At 73.0% G+C, this 19,117-nt stretch carries 21 protein-coding genes; 3 read left to right on the forward strand and 18 right to left on the reverse strand.

The features are described 5' to 3' along the window. The first annotated feature begins 127 nt into the window (after nt 1-127). Nucleotides 128-1,219: a DNA polymerase domain-containing protein gene (locus HLB15_RS16200; protein WP_171106801.1), complete on the forward strand. Its 1,092-nt coding sequence runs from the start codon at nt 128-130 to the stop codon at nt 1,217-1,219. Between the two features lie 27 nt (nt 1,220-1,246). Here HLB15_RS16200 and HLB15_RS16205 read toward each other — a convergent pair whose 3' ends face one another. After that, nucleotides 1,247-1,516, reverse strand: a complete 270-nt coding sequence (locus HLB15_RS16205; protein ID WP_171106802.1) for a DUF7218 family protein — start codon at nt 1,514-1,516, stop codon at nt 1,247-1,249. Nucleotides 1,517-1,650: 134 nt separating this feature from the next. On the opposite strand from HLB15_RS16205, the gene HLB15_RS16210 reads away from it, so the two are divergent. Together HLB15_RS16210 and HLB15_RS16215 are read left to right on the forward strand one after the other, a co-directional pair. Continuing rightward, the gene (locus HLB15_RS16210) at nt 1,651-2,217 is read left to right on the forward strand and encodes a dihydrofolate reductase family protein (protein WP_171106803.1); all 567 of its coding nucleotides are present in this window, start codon (nt 1,651-1,653) and stop codon (nt 2,215-2,217) included. A 14-nt stretch (nt 2,218-2,231) separates the two neighbouring features. Next, on the forward strand, nt 2,232-3,386 hold the full coding sequence (locus HLB15_RS16215) for an ATP-dependent DNA ligase (protein ID WP_171106804.1): 1,155 nt from the start codon (nt 2,232-2,234) through the stop codon (nt 3,384-3,386). A gap of 6 nt (nt 3,387-3,392) precedes the next feature. On the opposite strand, the gene HLB15_RS16220 is transcribed toward HLB15_RS16215, so the two are convergent. From HLB15_RS16220 to HLB15_RS16300, 17 genes are all read right to left on the reverse strand, one after another. Beyond that, complete coding sequence (locus HLB15_RS16220; protein ID WP_171106805.1) at nt 3,393-5,732, reverse strand: RelA/SpoT family protein; 2,340 nt, start codon at nt 5,730-5,732, stop codon at nt 3,393-3,395. An 81-nt stretch (nt 5,733-5,813) separates the two neighbouring features. Continuing rightward, a complete protein-coding gene (locus HLB15_RS16225; protein ID WP_171106806.1) occupies nt 5,814-6,398 on the reverse strand; it encodes an adenine phosphoribosyltransferase in 585 nt (194 codons plus the stop codon). 11 nt (nt 6,399-6,409) lie between these two features. Then, on the reverse strand, nt 6,410-7,501 hold the full coding sequence (gene secF / locus HLB15_RS16230; RefSeq protein WP_171106807.1) for a protein translocase subunit SecF: 1,092 nt from the start codon (nt 7,499-7,501) through the stop codon (nt 6,410-6,412). Next, nucleotides 7,501-9,417, reverse strand: a complete 1,917-nt coding sequence (secD, locus tag HLB15_RS16235; RefSeq protein ID WP_212759969.1) for a protein translocase subunit SecD — start codon at nt 9,415-9,417, stop codon at nt 7,501-7,503. Before secD ends, secF begins: the two co-directional genes overlap by 1 nt. An 81-nt stretch (nt 9,418-9,498) precedes the next feature. Beyond that, a complete protein-coding gene (gene yajC, locus HLB15_RS16240; RefSeq protein ID WP_229785299.1) occupies nt 9,499-9,969 on the reverse strand; it encodes a preprotein translocase subunit YajC in 471 nt (156 codons plus the stop codon). Between the two features lie 95 nt (nt 9,970-10,064). Further along, nucleotides 10,065-11,123 carry a Holliday junction branch migration DNA helicase RuvB gene (gene ruvB, locus HLB15_RS16245; protein WP_171106808.1) on the reverse strand — a complete coding sequence of 353 codons (1,059 nt, stop codon included), beginning with the start codon at nt 11,121-11,123 and terminating at the stop codon, nt 10,065-10,067. After that, nucleotides 11,116-11,742, reverse strand: a complete 627-nt coding sequence (ruvA, locus tag HLB15_RS16250) for a Holliday junction branch migration protein RuvA (protein ID WP_171106809.1) — start codon at nt 11,740-11,742, stop codon at nt 11,116-11,118. The genes ruvB and ruvA overlap by 8 nt, the downstream gene beginning before the upstream one ends. Before the next feature lie 241 nt (nt 11,743-11,983). Next, nucleotides 11,984-12,550: a crossover junction endodeoxyribonuclease RuvC gene (gene ruvC, locus HLB15_RS16255; RefSeq protein ID WP_171106810.1), complete on the reverse strand. Its 567-nt coding sequence runs from the start codon at nt 12,548-12,550 to the stop codon at nt 11,984-11,986. A 62-nt stretch (nt 12,551-12,612) separates the two neighbouring features. After that, on the reverse strand, nt 12,613-13,374 hold the full coding sequence (locus HLB15_RS16260) for a YebC/PmpR family DNA-binding transcriptional regulator (RefSeq protein ID WP_171106811.1): 762 nt from the start codon (nt 13,372-13,374) through the stop codon (nt 12,613-12,615). Nucleotides 13,375-13,452: 78 nt separating this feature from the next. Further along, nucleotides 13,453-14,088: a pyridoxal 5'-phosphate synthase glutaminase subunit PdxT gene (gene pdxT, locus HLB15_RS16265; RefSeq protein ID WP_171106812.1), complete on the reverse strand. Its 636-nt coding sequence runs from the start codon at nt 14,086-14,088 to the stop codon at nt 13,453-13,455. Between the two features lie 30 nt (nt 14,089-14,118). Then, nucleotides 14,119-14,583 carry a hypothetical protein gene (locus HLB15_RS16270; RefSeq protein ID WP_171106813.1) on the reverse strand — a complete coding sequence of 155 codons (465 nt, stop codon included), beginning with the start codon at nt 14,581-14,583 and terminating at the stop codon, nt 14,119-14,121. Continuing rightward, the gene (locus HLB15_RS16275; RefSeq protein ID WP_171106814.1) at nt 14,580-15,179 is read right to left on the reverse strand and encodes a SipW-dependent-type signal peptide-containing protein; all 600 of its coding nucleotides are present in this window, start codon (nt 15,177-15,179) and stop codon (nt 14,580-14,582) included. The genes HLB15_RS16270 and HLB15_RS16275 overlap by 4 nt, the downstream gene beginning before the upstream one ends. Then, entirely contained in the window at nt 15,172-16,341 is a 1,170-nt protein-coding gene (locus HLB15_RS16280; protein WP_171106815.1) for a signal peptidase I, read from the reverse strand. The genes HLB15_RS16275 and HLB15_RS16280 overlap by 8 nt, the downstream gene beginning before the upstream one ends. 1 nt (nt 16,342) lies before the next feature. Further along, nucleotides 16,343-16,906, reverse strand: coding sequence for an alternate-type signal peptide domain-containing protein (locus HLB15_RS16285; protein WP_171106816.1), 564 nt, complete (start codon nt 16,904-16,906; stop codon nt 16,343-16,345). A gap of 190 nt (nt 16,907-17,096) precedes the next feature. Further along, complete coding sequence (locus HLB15_RS16290; RefSeq protein WP_171106817.1) at nt 17,097-17,639, reverse strand: NUDIX hydrolase; 543 nt, start codon at nt 17,637-17,639, stop codon at nt 17,097-17,099. 216 nt (nt 17,640-17,855) lie between these two features. After that, nucleotides 17,856-18,224 carry a VOC family protein gene (locus tag HLB15_RS16295; RefSeq protein ID WP_171106818.1) on the reverse strand — a complete coding sequence of 123 codons (369 nt, stop codon included), beginning with the start codon at nt 18,222-18,224 and terminating at the stop codon, nt 17,856-17,858. A 55-nt stretch (nt 18,225-18,279) separates the two neighbouring features. Next, a partial coding sequence (locus HLB15_RS16300; RefSeq protein WP_283243424.1) for an ATP-dependent helicase C-terminal domain-containing protein occupies nt 18,280-19,117 on the reverse strand: 838 nt, incomplete at its 5' end.

The raw sequence follows: 19,117 nt of genomic DNA on the forward strand, positions 1-19,117 counted from the left end.
GCGACGCGGCGCGGACCTGGCCGGGGCGGCACGGGCCCTCGACCGGCGGGCCCGTGTGGTGGGCCGTCCCGCGGCGCACCGGGCGCTCGCGGCGGCGCAGGACCTGCTGGGGCGCTAGTTTCGGTACATGGCAGCATCCAAGGCACCCGCGGTGGAGCTCGACGTCGCCGGCCGCACGGTCCGCGTGACGAGCCCCGACCGCGTCGTGTTCCCCCGGGGCATCACCAAGCTGCAGGTCGTCGAGTACTTCGTCGCGGTGGCCGACGGCATCACGGGGGCGCTGCTGCACCGCCCCACGACGCTCGAGCGCTGGCCGAAGGGCTGGCACGAGGGCGCGCACCTCGCGACCCGTACGCCGAAGCCGAGCGACCCGAAGGGTGACGGCTTCTACCAGAAGCGCGTGCCGCAGGGCGCCCCGGACTACGTGGAGACGGCGACGATCGCCTTCCCGTCGGGCCGGACGGCGGACGAGGTGTGCCCGACGGAGCCCGCGGTCGTCGCGTGGGCGGCCAACATGGGCACGCTCACGTTCCACCCGTGGCCGGTGCGGCGCGACGACGTCGAGGCGGTCGACCAGCTCCGCATCGACCTGGACCCGCAGCCGGGCACGGACTTCTCCGACGCGGTGGCGGTGGCGCCGCACCTGCGGGAGCTGCTGGGCGAGCTCGGCATGACGGGGTATCCGAAGACGTCGGGCGGGCGCGGGCTGCACGTGTTCGTGCCGCTCGCGCCGCGGTGGTCGTTCACCGAGGCGCGGCGGGCGACGATCGCGATCGGGCGCGAGCTCGAGCGGCGTCTGCCCGGCCAGGTGACCACGCGGTGGTGGAAGGAGGAGCGCGGCGAGGCGATCTTCGTGGACTACAACCAGATGGCGCGTGACCGCACCATCGCGTCGGCGTACTCGATCCGCGCCAACGCACGAGCCACGGTGTCGATGCCGCTGGACTGGGACGAGGTGGCCGACGTGCACCCCGACGACTTCGACGTGCTGACCGCCGCGGACCGCTTCGCGCAACGCGGCGACCTGTTCGCCGCGCTGCGCGCGGACCGCGACCCGTCCCTGGACTGCTCCCTCGACGCGGCACTCGAACTCGCCGCGCGCGACGAGGGGGAGGGGCTCGGCGACCTGCCCTACCCGCCCGAGTACCCGAAGATGCCGGGCGAGCCGAAGCGGGTGCAGCCGAGCAGGGACAAGGACAGGGACCGCTCGGGCGACTGAGCCCCGCGGCGGACCGGTGCGGCCGGCTCAGTGGGACCGCAGCGCCTTGATGAGCTCGCCCTTGCGCATGGACGACCGCCCGGGGATGCCGATCTCGGCCGCCCGCTTGCGCAGGTCCTCGACCGTCCAGTCGTCGTAGTCGCCGGCCTTGCCGCCCTTGCGGCCCACCTGCTTGCGGGACGACCCCGCCGCGGCGTTGGCGATGCGCGCCGCCTTCTCCTTCGAGCTGCCGTCGTCCCGCAGCTTCTCGTAGAGCTCCTTGTCCTTGACGCTCGGACCCGGATCACGCTTCGGCATGGCTGCTCCTCCCGTTCGGGCCGGCCGGCTCCCGCCAGCCTTTCTCCCACCATGGCGAGGCCCCGTGCGACTCGCACGCGGGCGACCGCCGAGTCGTGTCATCCGTGCTGGTCGGATCGTGGTCGGATAGGGCCATGGGAACTCTGCGCTACTGGGCGAACATGTCCGCCGACGGGTACACGGCCGACAGCGAGGGGAAGTTCGACTGGGCCGTGCCGACCGACGAGGCCTACGCGGTGATCAACGAGATGGAGGCCGAGGTCACCACGTACGTGCTGGGCCGCGACATGTACCGCACCCAGGTCTTCTGGGAGACCTACGAGGAGCAGTACGGCGCCACCAACCCGGTGCACGTGCGGTTCGCGGGCATCTGGCGCGCCGCCGACAAGTTCGTCGTGTCCCGCACGCTGCCGCAGAAGGCGATCACGTCGCAGCGCACCCGGATCCTGCGCGAGGTGGCGCCGGCCGACCTGCGGCGCATCGCGGACGAGCGGCCGGGTGTCACCGCCGTCGGCGGTCCCACCCTGGCGGCCGAGGCGATCCGGCAGGGCCTGGTCGACGACTTCCGCTTCATCGTGTTCCCCGAGGTGGTCGGCGGCGGAAGGCCCGCCCTGCCGCCCGGCGCGCGCCTCGGGCTGCGCCTGGCCGACATCCGCACGTTCTCCGACGGGAGCGTCTACCTGCGGTACGTGCCGCGCTGAGGCAGGCTCGTCCTGTGACCACACTCGACCTGCCCGTGCAGCCCCCGGTCCGGCCGATGCTCGCGAAGAGCGTCGCGTCGGTCCCCGACCAGTCCGTCACCGACGCCGGACCCGCGTACGTCTACGAGCCGAAGTGGGACGGCTTCCGGGCGATCGTGTACCGCGACGGCGACGAGGTGCGCATCGACTCGCGCAACGGCAAGCCGATCGACCGCTACTTCCCCGACGTCGTCGCGGCCGTCCGGGAGGCGCTGCCGGAGCGGTGCGTCGTCGACGGTGAGATCGTCATCGCCCGCACCCCCGACGGCGGCGCGGCCCACCTCGACTTCGACCTGCTCTCGCAGCGGATCCACCCCGCGGCGTCGCGCATCACGATGCTCGCGGAGACGACGCCCGCGGCGCTCGTCGTCTTCGACGTGCTCGCGCTCGGCGACGACGCGCTCGCCGACCGGCCGCTCACCGAGCGGGTCGAGGCGCTGGACGGCCTCGGGCTGACCGGCCCGCGCGTGTTCGCGACGCCGCGCACCCTGGACGCCGCCGTGGCGCGGGAGTGGTTCGACGCGTTCGAGGGCGCGGGGCTCGACGGCGTCGTCGCCAAGCCGGCCGACGGGCCGTACGCGCCCAACAAGCGCGTCATGCTCAAGATCAAGCACACCCGCACGGCCGACGTCGTGCTGGCGGGCTACCGGCTGCACAAGACCTCGACGCCGGAGCAGCCGCTGATCGGCTCCCTGCTGCTCGGGCTCTGGGACGAGCGCGGCGACGAGCCACGCCTGCAGTTCGTGGGCGTCGCGGCGTCGTTCTCCGCGGCGCGGCGGGCCGAGCTCGTCGCCGAGCTCGCGCCGCTCGTCGTCGAGCCGGGCACGCCGGCGGCGCAGGACCACCCGTGGCAGGGCTGGTCCGACCCCGCAGGGGAGAACGGTGACCGGCTGCCCGGCGCGCAGTCGCGCTGGAGCTCCGGCAAGGACCTGTCGTTCACGCCCCTGCGCGCCGAGCGCGTGCTCGAGGTGGGCTACGACCACATGGAGGGTGCCCGGTTCCGGCACACCGCGCAGTTCAAGCGCTGGCGGCCGGACCGCGACCCGGGGTCGTGCACCTACGACCAGCTCGACGAGCCGGTCGGCTACAACCTCGCCGAGCTGCTACCGGGCGCACCCGGCACCCGCTGACGACCGTCAGACCGGGAGCTGCGGTCGCTCGACCGGCTTGGTGCCCGTGATGCGGTGCACGTCGAACACGCCCTCCACCTTGCGCACGGCCGCCAGGACGGTCGCGAGGTGGGCGGGCTCGGCCATCTCGAAGATGAACCGGGAGACCGCCAGCCGGTCGTCCGACGTCGAGACGAACGCCGACAGGATGTTGACGTGGTTCTCGGACAGCACGCGCGTGACGTCCGACAGGAGGCGGGACCGGTCGAGGGCCTCGACCTGGATCTGGACGAGGAACATCGTGTTCGCGCCCTGGGTCCATTCGACCTCGACCAGGCGCTCCGGCTGCTTGCGCAGGCCGTCCAGGTTGACGCAGTCCGTGCGGTGCACGCTGACACCCTGCCCGCGCGTCACGAAACCGACGATCTCGTCGCCCGGCACCGGCGTGCAGCACTTGGCGAGCTTGACCCACACGTCGGCCGAGCTGTCGCCCTTGAGCACCACGCCCGGGTCGCCCGAGCGCACGCGCCGTGCGGTGAGCCCGCCGGGCCGGGTGGCCTCCGCGACGTCCTCCTCCGCGCCCTCGGCCCCGCCGAGCGCCCGGACCAGCTTGTCCACGACGTGCGCCGACGAGATCTGCCCCTCGCCGACCGCCGCGTACAGCGCCGAGACGTCCTGGTAGTTCATCTCGTTCGCGACGCCGACGAGGGCCTCGTGCGACATGAGCCGCTGGATCGGCAGGTTCTGCTTGCGCATCGCCTTGGCGATGGACTCCTTGCCGGTCTCGACGGCCTCCTCGCGCCGCTCCTTGGTGAACCACTGCCGGATCTTGTTGCGCGCGCGCGGCGACTTCACGAAGCCGAGCCAGTCACGGCTGGGCCCCGCCGTCTCGGACTTGGACGTGAGGATGTCGACCACGTCGCCGTTCTCGAGCGGCGAGTCCAGCGGCACGAGCCGCCCGTTCACCCGCGCGCCCATGGTCCGGTGCCCCACCTCGGTGTGCACGGCGTAGGCGAAGTCGACCGGCGTCGCGCCGCCCGGCAGGGCCATCGCCTGGCCCTTGGGCGTGAAGACGTAGACCTCGTCGCCGCCGATCTCGAAGCGCAGCGAGTCGAGGAACTCCGCGGGGTCCGCCGTCTCGCGCTGCCAGTCCACGAGCTGACGCAGCCAGGCCATGTCCTGGTTCTTCGGGTCGTTGGTGCCGCCCGCCGGCGTCTTCTCCTTGTACTTCCAGTGCGCGGCGACGCCGTACTCGGCGCGGCGGTGCATGTCGTGCGTGCGGATCTGGATCTCGACGGGCTTGCCGCCCGGGCCGATCACCGTCGTGTGCAGCGACTGGTACATGTTGAACTTCGGCATCGCGATGTAGTCCTTGAACCGGCCGGGAACCGGGTTCCACCGCGCGTGCATGGCGCCGAGCGCCGCGTAGCAGTCGCGCACGGTGTCCACGAGGACTCGGGTGCCGACGAGGTCGTAGATCTCCGCGAAGTCGTGCCCGCGCACGATCATCTTCTGGTAGATCGAGTAGTAGTGCTTCGGCCGGCCGGTGACCGTGGCCTTGATCTTGGCGCTGCGCAGGTCGGACTCGATCTGGCCCTTGACCACCCCGAGGTACTCCTCGCGGGCGGGCGCTCGCTCCGCCACCAGGTGCACGATCTCGTCGTACACCTTGGGGTACAGGGTCTGGAAGGAGAGGTCCTCCAGCTCCCACTTGATCGTGTTCATGCCCAGCCGGTGGGCCAGCGGCGCGTAGATCTCGACCGTCTCGCGGGCCTTGCGCTCCGCCGACTTCGACGGCACGTACTTCCAGGTGCGGGCGTTGTGCAGGCGGTCGGCCAGCTTGATGACCAGCACGCGGATGTCCTTGGCCATCGCCACGACCATCTTGCGCACGGTCTCGGCCTGCGCCGCGTCGCCGTACTTCACCTTGTCGAGCTTCGTGACGCCGTCCACCAGCAGCGCGACGTCGTCGCCGAAGTCGGCGCGCAGCGTGTCGAGGGCGTAGTCCGTGTCCTCGACCGTGTCGTGCAGGAGGGCCGCCGCGATCGTCGTGCCCTCGAAGCCGAGCTCGGCAAGGATCGTGGACACCGCGACGGGGTGCGTGATGTACGGGTCGCCGCTCTTGCGCATCTGCCCGCGGTGCGCCTTCTCCGCCACCACGTAGGCGCGCTCGATGAGCGCGACGTCGGCCTTGGGGTGGTTGCTGCGGATCGCCTGGAGCAGCGGCTCGATCGCCGCGGGGGTCCCGCCGCCCACGTTGCGGACGCCGAGGCGCGCGAGCCGGTTGCGCATCCGGTTGCCGCCCGGAGGCGTCGCCGGCGCGTTCCTCTCGGGCACCGGAGCGCGTGACACCGTGTTCTCAGCCATGTACGCGCCTCCTTCCCCGGGTCCGGGACCCGGAGTTGCCAGTCTATCCAGCCTGAACCTCTGTCCCTCGTCCGGTCGGACTCATTCCCCGGACGTCGTGCTCACCCGAAGGAGAGTATCGACGTTGCGGCCGGTCAGCCTGTCCCGGCCGTGGAGTGCTTCGAGCTCGAGCAGGAATGCGAGCCCCGCGACCACTCCCCCGCACTGTTCGACGAGCTCCGCGGCTGCCGCGGCGGTGCCGCCGGTGGCCAGTACGTCGTCGATGATGAGAACACGCGCACCCGGGTCGAGTGTTCCCGCGCGCAGCTCGATCGAGGCCGAGCCGTACTCGAGGTCGTACGAGACGCTGCTCGTGGGCGGCGGGAGCTTGCCCGCCTTGCGCAGCGGCAGGAAGCCGACGCCCAGGGCGTGCGCGACGGGTGCGCCGAACAGGAAGCCCCGCGCCTCCATGCCTGCGACGAGGTCGACACCGCCTGCGGGCACGAGCCGGGTGAACGCCTCGACGACGTCGGCGAGGCCCTCGGCGTCGGCCAGGAGCGGCGTGATGTCCTTGAAGAGGATGCCGGGGGACGGGAAGTCGGGCACGTCCGCGATGAGCTCGCGGACGCGCGTCGCCCTCCCCGGAAGCAGTCCGGAGAGGGCGACGTCGGTCAGGTCATCGGTCACGAGGCGTGAGCCTACCGGCGCCGCCTGGGCTGGGCGGACTGACCGAGGTGCGTACCCGGCACGAGCTGCGCCGAGCCGGACGCGGCGGCGGCCACCACGCTCTCGTCCGCGCCGTCGGCGACGAGGCCCGCCCGCAGGTCCATGACCTTCCGCGTGTGGGCGGCGATCTTCGGCTCGCGCTCCCGCAGCGCCACGTCGAGCGGCGTCGCGAGGAACAGCGAGGACAGAGCGCCTGCCGCGATACCGACGAACAGGGACAGCGAGATGTCCTTCAGCGTGCCGGCCCCGAGCAGGAAGCCACCGACGAAGAGGATGCCCGCCACGGGCAGCAGCGCGACGACCGAGGTGTTGATCGACCGGACCAGCGTCTGGTTCACCGCGAGGTTGGCCCGCTCGCCGTAGGTGCTGCGGGTCTGCTCCAGCACGGTGTCGGTGTTCTCCCGCACCTTGTCGAAGACGACCATCTTGTCGTACAGCGAGAAGCCGAGGATCGTCAGGAAGCCGATGATGGTCGACGGCGTGACCTCCCAGCCGATCACCGCGTAGACGCCGGCCGAGATCAGCACGTCGGCCAGCATGGCCACGACCGCGGCGACGGACATCCGCCAGGCCCGGAAGTAGATCGCCATGAACAGGCCCGCTGCCACGACGAACGCGAGCGTGCCCCAGAGCGCGCGCAGGCTCACCGACTCGCCCCAGGTCGGGCCGATGAAGTTCGAGGTGACCTCGCTGACCTCGACGCCGTACGCGTCGGCAAGGGCCTCGGCGACGCGGTCGGTCTGCTCGTTGTCGAGCTCGGAGACCTGCACGCGGACGGCGTTGCCGCCGACCTGGGTGACGTGCGGCTCCTCGCCGGGCGCGACGGCGGCGACCGCGTCGATCGCCACGTCCTCGTCCGTCGTGGAGGCGCCCGACACGGTGAACTCCGAGCCGCCGCGGAAGTCGATGCCGAGGTTCAGGCCCTGGAAGACCAGGATCAGGACCGAGGCCACCGAGAACAGCGCGACGATCGAGAACCAGATCCCGCGCCTCTGGACGATCGGGTACGACCGACGTCCGGTGTAGAGGTCGTTGCCCCACTGGGCGAAGCCGCCGCGAGCCATCAGTGCTTCTCCTCGTTCTGAGCCGGCTGGGCCGCGTCGGCGGACCCTGCGGCAGCCTTGCGCTCGGCGGCACGCCGCTCCGCGATCGTCATCCTGCGGCCGTCCTCCGTGACCCGCGGGGCCGGGCGGGCGGACTGCGCCGACACCAGCTCACGCTCGGGCTCGGGCACGACCTCGTCCTCCGTGCCCGCGGAGGTCCGGCCGGTGAACTGGCCGGCGCCGCGGTAGCGCGGCGGGGACGAGAGACGGTCGGGCGACAGGCCGGACGCCTTGTGGCCGTCGCGGAAGAACGGCACCTTGGCGATCAGCTCCATGACCGGGTGGGTGAACCAGATGACCACCATGACGTCGATGATCGTGGTCAGGCCGAGCGTGAACGCGAAGCCGCGCACGCCGCCGACCGTCATGAAGTACAGGATCACCGCGGACAGCAGGTTCACGGCCTTGGCCGCGTAGATCGTGCGGCGGGCGCGGACCCAGCCGCGCTGGACGGCCAGCCGCAGCGAGCGGCCGTCACGCAGCTCGTCACGGATACGTTCGAAGTACACGATGAACGAGTCCGCCGTGAAGCCGATGGCCACGATCAGACCCGCGACGCCCGGCAGGGACAGGCGGTAGCCGATGCCCCAGCTCAGCAGCGCGATGGTCACGTACGTCATGGCGGCGGCCACGACGAGCGACGCGACGGTGAGCAGGCCCAGCGTGCGGTACTGGAACAGCGAGTACACGACCACCAGCGCGAGGCCGATGAGACCCGCGATCAGACCGCGCTGGAGCTGCTCGGAGCCGAGCGTGGCCGAGATCTGGTTCTGACCGTCGACCTGGAAGGTCAGCGGCAGCGAACCGAAGCTGAGCTGGTTGGCCAGCGTCGCGGCCGAGCTCTGGGTGAACGACCCGGAGATGACGGCCTGCCCGTTGGTGATCGGGTCGTTGATGCTCGGCGCCGAGACGACCAGGGCGTCCAGCACGATGGCGAACTGGTTGCGCGGGCTCTCCAGCGGGAACAGCCGCTCGGTGGTCTCGCGGAAGTCGCGCGCGCCGTCGGAGTTGAGGTCGAGCGTCACGCCCCAGACGTTCGAGACGGTGCCGTTCGAGTTCGGGACGAGGCCGGAGCTCGCGGAGCTCAGGTCGGTACCGTCCACCTCGACCGGGCCGAGCACGTACTTGGCGATGCCGGTCTGGTCGCAGGTCACGAGCGGGAGGTCCGGCCGGTCGCCGCCACCGCCCTGCAGGTTCTGCGGGTCGGTGCAGTCGAGCTCGTCGAAGGCCGCCTGGACAGAGGGCGTGATCTGCGAGAGGTCGGACGCGTCGGTGGCCGCCTCGACGGCCGCCTCCTGCTCCGCGATCTCCTCCTCGGTGAACCCGCCGGGGGCCTCCTCGCCCTCGGTGGACCCGTCCTCCGCCGACTCGCCCTCTGCCGCCTCGTCCCCCGCCGCCTCGTCGTCGGCGTCACCGGACGCGGACGGGTCGGCCGACGGCTGCACCGTCGGGGTCGGGTTGCCGATGGTCAGCACCGGGCGGAACTTCATCTGCGCGGCCTTGGAGATCAGGGCGACGGTCTCGTCGTCGACCTCGCCAGGGATCTCGACCACGATCTGCTGGCTGCCCTGTGCCGCGATCTCGGCCTCGGTGACGCCGTTCGCGTCGACGCGCTGGCGGATGACACCGATGGCCTCCTCCATCGCCTCGGGGGTGACCTCGGAGCCGTCGGAGGTCACCGCCTTCAGGATGACCTGGGTACCGCCCTGGAGGTCGAGGGCCAAGCCGGGGGCGAGGCTCGCGCCGTCCGGATTGTCGCTCGACTTCCCGTCGAGCTGCCAGCCTGCCAAGAGCGCGCCGAAGGGCAGCAGGATCGTCAGGATCGTGAGGAGCACGATCGTGCGAACCGGCCGCGAGCGCCGGGTGTCAGTCGCCAACGTCTGTCTCTTCTCGTGTGCGCGCCGGGGTACGTCCGGCGCGGGTTCGGCGCCGCCCGGGGTCACCGGACGGCGCGGCCGTCACTTGCCGTCCGCGTCGGCGTCCCGTCGCTGCTGCTCCCTGTACTCCCGCTGAGCGGTGTCCAGGCCGGACAGATCGTCAGGAACGTCGTGCGCGTCCGGGGTGATGGTACTTGCCGTTGCGCCCTCGGTTGTGATCTCGGCCTCATCCGACGCGTCGTCGGCCGCACCGGGCTCCTCGACCTTGCGGGCGATGGCGGCGCGGAGCCAGGTGGTGGGGCTGCCCGGGACGGACTCGATGGTGACCTGGTCGGTCGCGTCGTCGACGTCGACGACGGTGCCGATCATGCCGGAGGCTGTCATGACCCTGGTCCCGACCGTGAGGGTGCTGCGGAACTCCGCCGCCTCACGCTGCTGCTTGCGGGTGCGGGACGACATGAAGAACATCACCGCGATGAGGATCGCGATGAGGATGAGGAAGGTGAAATCCACGGTGGAGGTCCTGTTCGATTGCTTGGTCGGGTGTGCCACGCACGCACGTCACGCACAGGTACGACGAGGACCCCACCAGTGTAGTGCTCGGGCGGGGACCGCGATCCGGGGCGACGGCGCCTAGAGGCTCAACGTCAGAGGTCCGGCAAAGTTCCCTGACCGGCGACCGGGGCGGGCGGGGTGAGGCCGAGGTGCTCCCAGGCGGCGAGGGTGGCGACGCGGCCGCGCGGTGTGCGCCCGACCAGGCCCTCGCGCACGAGGTAGGGCTCGGCGACGGTCTCGACGGTCTCCGCCTCCTCCCCCACGGTCATCGCGAGGGTGGACAGCCCGACGGGCCCGCCGCCGAACCGGGTGCACAGCGCGGTGAGCACGGCGCGGTCGAGGCGGTCGAGGCCGATCGGGTCGACCTCGTAGACCTCGAGCGCCGACCTCGCGGCGTCGATGTCCAGGCGCCCGTCGCCGCGCACCTGCGCCCAGTCGCGCACGCGGCGCAGGAGGCGGTTGGCGATGCGCGGGGTGCCGCGCGAGCGGCCGGCGATCTCGTGCGCGGCGGCGTGCTCCACCTGGACGCCGAGCAGGCGGGCGGAGCGCAGGATGACGCGCTCGAGCTCCTCGGGCGAGTAGTAGTCCATGTGCCCGGTGAAGCCGAACCGGTCGCGCAGGGGCGCGGGCAGCAGTCCGGAGCGGGTGGTCGCGCCGACGACCGTGAACCGGGGCAGCGCGAGCGGGATGGCGGAGGCACCGGCTCCCTTGCCGACCACGACGTCGACCCGGAAGTCCTCCATGGCGACGTAGAGCAGCTCCTCGGCGGGGCGCGCGAGGCGGTGGATCTCGTCGATGAACAGCACGTCGCCCTCCTCCAGGGAGGACAGGACGGCCGCGAGGTCGCCCGCGTGCTGGATGGCCGGGCCGCTGGTGAGGCGCAGGTGGGAGTCGAGCTCGCCCGCGATGATCATGGCGAGCGTCGTCTTGCCGAGCCCTGGCGGGCCGGAGAGCAGCACGTGGTCGGGCGGGTTGCCACGCGCGAGGGCGGCCTGCAGCACGAGGGAGAGCTGGTCGCGCACCACCTGCTGGCCGACGAAGTCGTCGAGCCGCTTGGGCCGCAGTGCGGCCTCGGCGGCCCGCTCGATCTCGTCGGCGCCGGGGGTGACGATCCGGTCGGAGTCCGCGGTCCCGGTGGACGGCTCAGCCACGGTGGCCCCCCAGCAGGCGCAGCGCCGCGCGGAGCGTGCCTGCGACCTCGTCGGCCGCGACGACCTCCGCACCCGCTTCGGCGAGCACCTTCGCGACGGCGTCCTGAGCCTGCTTGACGGGCCAGCCGAGGCCGGTGAGCGCCTCGACCACGCGCTCGGTGTGGTCGCCCGCGACGGGCGCGGCGTCCGCCGTCGCGTCCGCGGGGACGGCGCCGGTGGCCGGGCCGAGCCTGTCGCCGAGCTCGAGCACGATGCGCTGGGCACCCTTGCGCCCGATCCCCGGCACGCGCGTCAGGGCGGCGAGGTCCTCGGTCGCGACGGCGCGGCGCAGCGCGTCGGGCGTGTGCACGGCGAGCATCGCCAGCGCGAGCCGCGGCCCGACGCCCGACACGGTCTGCACCGCCTCGAACACGTCCCGCTCGTCCACGTCGCCGAAGCCGTAGAGGGTCATCGAGTCCTCACGGACGACCATGCTGGTGGCGACCGACGCCGTCTCGCCGGTGCGGAGCCCCGCGAGCGTCGCGGGCGTGGCGTGCACCAGGTAGCCGACACCCCCGACGTCCACCACCGCGCGGTCGAGACCCACGTGGGCCACGGTCCCCGTCAGCGAGGCGATCACGGGCTCCCCCTCCTCGATGTGCTCTCGTCCACGGGTCGAACGCCCGTGCGAGCACCCTAACAACCCGACGCACCCGCGCCGGGCGCCCCACGCCGGGCGCGCCCGTCCGGCGCGGAGCACCACCCCGCTCGACTCGCGTCTTCGAGTGCAGGGTTCGTGACGCTCCGGCGGGCCGGCGGCGGCACGAACTCTGCACTCCGCGGGGAACGCGCGGCGTGGCGCCGAGGGGAAGGTCCGGCCCTCAGCGGCGGGGGCGCTGCTTCGCGGCCTGCTCCGCGGCGGCCCAGGCGCGCTGGGCCGGTGTCAGCTCGTGCCGCTCGCCGCCCTGCAGCGCGCCCGACGGCCGCCACAGGTGGCAGACCGCGAGCGCGAGCGCGTCGGCGGCGTCGGCCGGGCGGGGTGCCTCCTCGAGCTCGAGGATGCGGGTGATCATGGTGGTCACCTGGGCCTTGTCGGCGCGCCCCGAACCGGTCACGGCGGCCTTGACCTCGGACGGCGTGTGCAGCGCGACGGGGACCCTCCGGCGCGCGGCCGCCACCATCGCCAGCCCCGCGGCCTGCGCGGTGCCCATCACGGTACCGACGTTGTGCTGCGCGAAGACGCGCTCGACCGCGACGACGTCGGGCACGTGCTCGTCCATCCAGGCGTCCAGGCCCTCGGCGATGCGCAGCAGGCGCAGGTCGGTCGACAGCTCGGCGTCGGAGCGGATCACGCCGACGGCCACCATCCGTGCCCTGCGCCCGGGCAGCGAGTCGACGACGCCGACGCCGCACCTGGTCAGACCGGGGTCGACACCGAGAACGCGCACGGAGGAAACCCTCTCATGCGCGTTCGCGGGTGGGCGTCAGGCTCGCCCGGGTGCGGACCGGCTCAGGACTCCTCGTCCAGCGCCGCCATGACCTCGTCGCTCGCGTCGAAGTTGGCGTAGACGTTCTGCACGTCGTCGCTGTCCTCGAGCGCGTCGATGAGGCGCGTGATCTTGCGCGCGCCCTCGACGTCGACCTCGACCTGCATCGACGGGTGCCAGATGACGTCGGCCGAGTCGTACTCGATGCCGGCCTCCTGGATGGCCGTACGGACCTGCACCAGGTCCGTGGCCTCGCTCAGCACCTCGATGACCTCGCCCTGGTCGGTGACCTCCTCGGCGCCGGCGTCGAGCGCGGCGAGCATGACGTCGTCCTCGGTCACGCCGTCCGCCTTGGGCACCACGACGAGGCCCTTGCGCGAGAACAGGTAGGACACCGAGCCCGGGTCGGCGAGGTTGCCGCCGTTGCGGGTGAACGCGAGACGCACCTCGGAGGCGGCACGGTTCTTGTTGTCGGTGAGGCACTCGACGAGCACGGCGATGCCGTTCGCGCCGTAGCCCTCGTACATGATCGTCTGGTAGTCGACGGCGTCGGCGCCCTCGCCGGAGCCGCGCTTGACGGCACGATCGATGTTGTCGTTGGGGACCGACGACTTCTTCGCCTTCTGGACCGCGTCGAACAGCGTCGGGTTACCGGCGAGATCCCCGCCACCCGTGCGCGCAGCGACCTCGATGTTCTTGATCAGCTTGGCGAAGAGCTTGCCGCGCTTGGCATCGATCGCGGCCTTCTTGTGCTTGGTCGTGGCCCACTTGGAGTGACCTGACATGCCTTTACCTGACTCCTTGCGTTAGCGGTGACTGGTGCAGTGGCGTCGAACGGTGCCGAAACGGTACCGGACGACCGCTCAGGCGCCCGCGACCATGCCGGCGAACAGCCCGTGCACCCGTGTGTCCCCCGTGATCTCGGGGTGGAACGAGGTGGCGAGCAGCGGCCCCTGCCGTGCTGCCACGATTCTACCGGCGGCCGCCACCGGACGGCCTTGCGTATCCACGGCGGGGATGCGGGCCAGCACCTCGACGTCGCGCCCGGCCTCCTCGATCCAGGGGGCACGGATGAACGCGGTACGCACCGGCCCGCCGCCCTCGACGTCGGAGATCCCCGTGACCTCGAGGTCGGTCTCGAACGAGTCCACCTGACGCCCGAACGCGTTGCGCCGGACGACGACGTCCATCCCGCCGACCGTCTGCTGGTCGGCCGTGCCGTCCAGGATGCGGTCGGCGAGCAGGATCATGCCCGCGCACGACCCGTAGACCGGCAGGCCCTCCTTGATGCGGGCCTGCAGCGGGTCACGCAGCTCGAAGATCCGCAGCAGCTTGTCGATCGTGGTGGACTCGCCGCCCGGGAGCACGAGGCCGTCCACCGCGCTCAGCTCGGCGGGGCGCCGCACGGCCACGGCGCGCGCGCCGACGGACTCGAGGGCGGCCAGGTGCTCGCGGACGTCGCCCTGGAGGGCGAGGACGCCGATGGTGGGGGTGATCACGACCCACCATTCTACGTCGGGCGAGCCCGGCTACCCGCACAGCGAGACGACCGCCACGGTGTAGCCGAGCCGGTTCGACGGCACGGAGGTCCACGTGGTGGCGGGGAACTGCCGCTGTGCGGTGACCCAGAACGTGCCCTGCCCGATGAGGTCCGCGGTGACGAAGCTCGTCCCCGTGACCGTCCGCGTGGTGGCGCCGTTCGCGCCGAAGTGCACGACGTACTGCGTGGCACCGGGCACAGCGGTCCAGTCGAACCGGACGGACGCCACGCCGAGCGCACCGCACCGCGCGACCGGCGCGGGCACGGACCCGGCCGCCAGCTGGCCCGACCGCACGACCGCCTGGTCGCTCCACCAGGCCCACGCCGGCGGCGTCCCGGCGGAGAGCCCCGCGCCGAGGAGCGCACCGAGGAGCGCTCCGAGCAGGACGCCGACCAGCACGCCGGACGGCACGCGGAGCACCGGAGCCCTGACCCGTGCCCGGCCCGCCGTCATGCGCCCGCCTGCCGCGCGGTGAACGTGAGCGACACCGTCGTGCCCTGGTTCTGCACGCTGCCGGGCGCGTCGCCGTCGAGCCCCAGGACGACGCAGAGGGTCAGGGTCTGTCCCGGCGCGATCGTCGCGCCCGGCAGGAACGTCGTCGCCGCCGTCCCCACCGGCTGCCGGTCCACCAGGACCGAGCCGGAGCAGGTACCGGTCCGCAGGCCGTCCACGGTGGCGTTGGCGGGCGCACCGCCCTGCGTCGCCGTGAGCAGCAGGTCCTGGCCGAGAGCCGCGGTCGCCGTCGTGGCGGTCCCGGTCACCGTGAGCGGCGCGGTGCCCGACGACCGCAGCACGATCCTGCGTGCGACGCTCTCGCCGGGCAGCGCCCCCGTCAGCGTCAGGGCCGAGTACGTCCACGTCCCGCCCGGACCGACGAGGAGCTCCTGACCGGTCTCGGGGCCGCCGGTGAGGTCGAGGGTGCCGGAGGAGACGGGCGGTGCCTGCGCCGTCACGACGGCCGACCACCAGGCCCACGCGGCTCCCCCGCTCAGGCAGGACGCCAGGACGAGGAGCGCGACCAGGCCGGTCCGGAGCCGCCGGTCAGCCATGGCGCCCCCCGGTCCGCGCCTCGGGCCGTCGCCGCAGTCCCGCCCCCACCAGCACCGCGGTCACGGCGAGCACGAGCAGGCCGAGCACCCCGGCGCCGGTCGGCGCCAGCGCGTCGGCCGGCGGCGACGGGTCGCCCGACCCGTCCACGTCGCCGGTGAGCGTCACCCGCACGTCGAGGGGCGTCCTCGCCCGCCGGGTGTCATTCGTCGAGCCCGCGGAGAACCCCACCTCGACGTCGACGGGGACCACGCCGCCGGCGTCGAGCCGTACCGGCGCGGACCGCGCCCCGGGCGTCCACCCGTCGTCCGCGAGCCGGGTCCGGACGGTCAGGTCCTCGTCGAGGGCCTCCGTGCCGGGCCCGACCCGGACCTGCACCCGGGCCGTCGCCGCCGTCGACGACTCGTTGCGGACGTAGAACCTCGCCGCCCTGGCGTCACCCGGGACCCAGCGCAGGCCGGGGTCGAACAGTGGCGTGAGCGTCCCCCGTGTCCAGGTCCGGCCGTCGAGGCTGAGGCCCACGCCGGGCGGGCCGGCGTCCGCGGCGGCCGCCCCGGGCACGCCCGGGACGGAGCCGGTCAGCGCGGCCGCCACGACGAGGACGACGGCCGCCGACCCGGCCGGGCGCGTCGGCGACCTGCCGGAGGCCGCACGCCGCTCGCGGACGGCGCCGACCACCTGCCACGCCGCGTACCCGAGGAGCACGACGACGAGCCCGGCGGACAGCGCGTCGCGCTGCGCACCCGTGAGCAGCGTCCCGACCCGGCCCAGGGAGGGCACCGCGTACCAGAGGCGGCCCTGGACCTGCACGGCCCGGACGGGTTCCGCGTCGGTCGCCGCGCTCGCGTCGCCGCGGGTCTCGAAGATCGGCTCGCCCGCGACCGTCGACCCCAGCCCGACGACCCGGTGCGTCGCGACGACCGGCTCGCCCGAGCGGAGCTGGTAGGTGATGACGTCCCCGGTGCGGATCGACGCGGGGTCCACCGGGCGCACGACGGCGAGCGCCCCCAGCGGCAGGGTCGGTTCCATGGAGCCGCTCAGCACGGCGTACGGCGTCGCTCCGGCGAGCCGCGGGACGATCACCCCCGCCAGGAGCGCCGCGCCGCCCAGGACGACGACGACCACCGCGGCGGCGCGTCCCAGGAGTCGGAGCCCCGTGCGCATGTCAGCCGGCCGCTCCGGCGCCGGCCTCCTGGTGCGCCTGCGTCAGGGTCACCGTGACGTCGGCGAGCGCCGCCGTCAGCGCCGCCTCCGTCGTCGACTGGGACGCGTTCGTCGCGCCCTCGCCGTCGAACGTCACGCCGAGCCCGACCTCGACGGTGCTGCCCGTCTCGATCGGCGCCGGCAGCGTCGTCTCGGCACCGTTGACCGTGACCGTCGGGTCGGCGAGCGTCAGCTCGGCGGTGAGCGCGTTGTCGGCCTCCCAGTCGGGCGCGCTGACGTCCACGGCGCCCAGCGCGATGTGCTCTCCCTCGGCGTCCATCGTGTAGACGCACTCCAGCGTGACCGTGTCGCCGGGGACGATCGCGCCGCCCTCGGGCAGCGGTGTGCCGTCCTCGAGCGTCCACGCGTCGTCGCACGTGGTCGCCGTCACCGTGAAGCTGCCTGCGACGAGGTCAGGACCGGTGGCGGTGCCCTCGGCGGTCCAGTACGCCAGCGTGCCCGCTCCCCCGAGGAGCAGGGCGGCCGCACCGCCGGTCGCGAGCGCTGCCTTGGTGAGTCTTTCCATGACGTGCACCTTCCGTGGGATGTCCCCCTGCCGCGCTCACGCTAAACACGAATTCTTTGCGCCTGCGCGCGCAGAGGAAGATCTCCATTCGCATTCATGGAAAAGGCGCCAGGAATGCGTGGGAGCGTGCATTCTTATCCTGATTCATTCCGCGCGGGGTCGGCAGCCGTCCGGCCCGCCGGCCGAGGCCTCAGTCGTCGAGCTGGACGCCGAGGTGCCGCACCTGTCCGTCCCACCCCGCGAGCAGGCGGTCCACGACGTCGGGCAGCTCGGGCGGGAACACCTCCAGCGGCTGGTCGCGCAGCTGCGCCGGCGTCATCCAGGTCATCTCGTCGAGCAGCTCGCGCTCGGCCTCCGTCCAGCCCGCGGCGGACACCTCGACGGCGTCGGCCACCTGGGCCAGGTAGAACACCTCGTGCTGACGGCACGTCTCGGCGTAGAACTCGAAGATGCCGGTCCGGGTGAGCACCGGGCCCACCAGGTCGTCGGCAGCGAGCACGAGGCCCGCCTCCTCGCGCACCTCGCGCAGCGCCGCCTGCTCGGCGCTCTCCCCCGGGTCGATGCCGCCGCCGACGGTGAACCACCAGGACCGCTCGGGCTGGTCCGCGTCGTGGCCCCGCACGAGCAGCACGCGGCCGGTGCCGTCCACGACGATCACCCGCGCGGCGCGGCGTTCGCGGACGCCGTCGGCTGCGGGGACCCAGTCATCACCGAGGGAGGTCGTGGCGGACATGCGAGCCAGGATAACCGCCGTGCCGCGCCGAGCAGGGCGCGCCCAGGGGGCGGCGACGGGCGCGTCGTCGGCCCGCATCTCCGCAGAGAGCCACGACTCGCTCGACCCGGCGCTGCGCGTCGACGTGCCGTCGGCGATCACCACCTACCCGCGCGACATCGAGCAGTGGCCGCGCCCCTGGGCGCAGGAGCGGTGGCCGGGGACGGCGCCTGACCGCTACGCCTCGCCGCCGCCGAACCCGATCTCGTTGCCCTCGGGGTCGCGGAAGAGCACCTTGCGCACGGCGCCATAGGTCTCGTGGCCCGACGGGTCGAGGCCCCTGGCCCGGATCGCCGCGACGCGGGCGTCCAGGTCGTCCACGTACAGCGTGTGCGCGGCGTGACCGGCCCGCTCCGCGCGTTCCTCGAGCACGATCCAGCGGTGCGGAGCGACCTCCCACACCGCCTCGGTGGGCGTCGCCCGGAACGTCGGCGGGCCGCCGAGCAGAGCCTCCCACCAGGGGTAGGCCGTCGGATAGTCCGCGACACACGTCGTCGCGAACAGCTCGGGACCGTCGGAGAGGAAGTCGGTCGTCGCGTCGCTCATGAGGTGGTGGACGAGCGGGCGGCCCCGAAGTCATCGGTCTGCCGGGGTCCGGCCTTCACCGCCGCGGCTTCGTGCGCGCCGTGGCGACGGCGGACAGCGGGTCCTCCGGCCACGGGTGACGCGGGTAGCGCGCCCGCAGGTCCGCGCGCACCTGCGGGTATCCCTGCGCCCAGAAGGACGCGAGGTCGCTCGTGATCGCCGCCGGGCGTCGTGCGGGCGAGAGCAGGTGGAGCACGACCGGCACCCGGCCGTCGGCGACCCTCGGTGTCTCCGTCCAGCCGAACACCTCCTGCAGCTTCACGGCCAGCACCGGCGGCTCGGCACCGTCGTACGCGAGCCGGACCGAGGAGCCCGAGGGGACCGGGATCCGCTCGGGTGCGAGCTCGTCGAAGCGCACCGCGTCGGGCCACGGCAGCAGGCTACGGAGCGCCGCCGCGACGTCGATGCGGGCCAGGTCCCGCGTGCCGCGCACCGCGGCGAGCTCGGGGCCCAGCCAGTCGTCGAGACGGTCCAGCAGGGCGTCGTCGTCCACCGCGGGCCACGGGGCGCCGAGGTGCGCGTGGCAGAACGCGAGCCGCTCCCGCAGGGCGAGCGCCGTCTCCGACCAGCGCAGCGCCGACAGCCCGCCGCGCCGCAGGCCGTCGCGCACCGCCGCCTGGACGAGCAGCGGGTCCGGTCGGGTCAGGGGCACGTCGTTCAGCACGATCGCGCCGAGGGTCTCGACGCGGCGGGCCACGACGCCGCCGTCCTCCCAGCGGATCTGGTCCGCGGTCGCGAGGAGGTCACCGGCGACGTCCCGCGCCGTGGCCTCGTCGATCGGCGCGGCCGACCGGATCCGGGCGTCGGCCCGCCCCGGCGCGCGGTCGGCGACGGCGACCGCCAGCCACGGCGCG

The organism is Promicromonospora citrea, from assembly GCF_013004695.1.
GTDB lineage: Bacteria > Actinomycetota > Actinomycetes > Actinomycetales > Cellulomonadaceae > Promicromonospora > Promicromonospora citrea.